General features: G+C 64.0%; 3 protein-coding genes and 1 pseudogene. 2 read left to right on the forward strand and 2 right to left on the reverse strand.

Annotated features, from left to right (window positions below; translation table 11 throughout):
- Both FHR90_RS17265 and FHR90_RS17110 read left to right on the forward strand, forming a co-directional pair.
- The coding region (locus FHR90_RS17265) for a hypothetical protein (protein ID WP_221188302.1) at positions 1 to 325 on the forward strand (325 nt) is incomplete at its 5' end.
- A gap of 119 nt (positions 326 to 444) precedes the next feature.
- The gene (locus tag FHR90_RS17110; protein WP_176622143.1) at positions 445 to 897 is read left to right on the forward strand and encodes a MucR family transcriptional regulator; all 453 of its coding nucleotides are present in this window, start codon (positions 445 to 447) and stop codon (positions 895 to 897) included.
- 19 nt (positions 898 to 916) lie between these two features.
- Here FHR90_RS17110 and FHR90_RS17115 read toward each other — a convergent pair whose 3' ends face one another.
- Positions 917 to 1,195, reverse strand: a complete 279-nt coding sequence (locus FHR90_RS17115; RefSeq protein WP_176622144.1) for a DUF5983 family protein — start codon at positions 1,193 to 1,195, stop codon at positions 917 to 919.
- A gap of 55 nt (positions 1,196 to 1,250) precedes the next feature.
- Positions 1,251 to 1,579 (reverse strand): annotated as a pseudogene (locus FHR90_RS17120) (DNA cytosine methyltransferase); the annotation flags it as partial.

The following is a 1,579-nucleotide window of genomic DNA, read 5'->3' on the forward strand; positions in this document are numbered from 1 at the left end:
TTGCAGCGTGGGTGTCGCCACGCACGCGTTTTCGGTGATGTCCTGTGTGGCGATCGCCACTTCGATTTCGTCTGTCGTCATCGACATTCTCCCTTCGAATGTCGACGCGTCGGCCGGCAGGCGCGCGGCGGGGCAAGGGCGCGCGGCACGCGCGGGCCGTCAGGCCTTCACCCTTGCGGCGCCGCGTGCGTCACGGCAGCGGATCGCCTCTCCTCTCGGATCTGTTGACCTGCCGCCCAGCAGGAATCGCCATGGGCAGGTGCGCGCTGAGGTCGCCTGCAACTGTAGTCGTGTTATGCTGATCCATTGCTCCGGCTCAGCATAACCCTTTTGTTTTTCCTGGCTTTACTTACCCACGAAACTTCTTGCTAAGTGCTTTCGAACATCTGCTCCCGCCCATTGCGGAATGGGGCGATGGCAATTCTTTCGTAGAGAGTTTTACCTATGGACGCCGAAATCGACATGAAGACATTCACCGTCCTCACGGCGGACATCGTCTCGGCGTATTTGAGGCATAACACGATCGAGCCTTCCCGGGTCCCAGCCCTCATCGCAGCCGTCCACGGCAGCCTGGTTGGTCAGGGCCAGCCCGTGATCGAGGAGCCGCCTCCGCTGGCACCCGCTGTTCCTGTCAAGAAGAGCGTGCATCCCGACTACCTCGTCTGCCTGGAGGACGGCCAAAAGCTCAAGATGCTCAAGCGTCATCTTGCGAACGCCTACGATCTGACGCCCGCCCAGTACCGTGCCAAATGGGGCCTGCCATCGGACTATCCGATGGTGGCGCCGAGCTATGCGGAGCGACGTAGCGCCTTGGCGAAAAGCATCGGACTGGGTCGGCGCGCGCTCGCTCCCGTGCCGGCACCGATCGTTAAACGACGCCGCGCCAAAAGGACCTGATCCTGGCGCAGCCGCGCCCTCACGGGTCATCGTCGAAGAGCTCGAGACGATCGTCCGCCAGGGCGTCGGCGTCGAACAACACGAAGTCACACCCCTCGCTTCTCGCGAGTGCGTATACCGGTCGCAGTTCGGCGCAGGCGGCGAGATCCTCGCGGCCGTCGCCATCTTCGGGCACGTGCATGAGCCAGCCGAAACGACCGCTCATCGAGACGATATCCGGCCGCTGCTCGAGGAGCGTGCGGGTGGCAGGACAAAGGTGCGCGGTGCTGAGATCGAGGAATCGACGGACAGTGCCCATGTTGCCGCTCTTTCGTGATGTTTCGGAATTTTGGTGATGCGGGCTCGCGCATCGATCATCTGAGCTGAAGAAATGGCACGTCGACACTCGCGGCGACGGCGATCGGCTGCACCCAGATCGGCTCGGCGCTGAGCATGAAGCTTTCTCCGCTCCAGGCGGCCAGCAGGGTGCGCCCCATCGTCTCGGCGATCGCCTGGGCGGCGGCGGGAGGCACCGCGTTGCCGATCCGCTCACGCCAGGCGGAATCGCTCAGCCCGTCGAGCTCGGCCCGTTCCTCCGGATCGAACAAAGACTGCAGGGCGGCGAGTTCGGCGGTGGTGAACGGCCGGTGCCAGGTCCCGTCCTCGGCCCGGATCACGGCGACCAGCTTGTCGGTGGCTGCCG

This window comes from Endobacter medicaginis, from assembly GCF_014192375.1.
In the GTDB taxonomy this organism is placed as follows: domain Bacteria; phylum Pseudomonadota; class Alphaproteobacteria; order Acetobacterales; family Acetobacteraceae; genus Endobacter; species Endobacter medicaginis.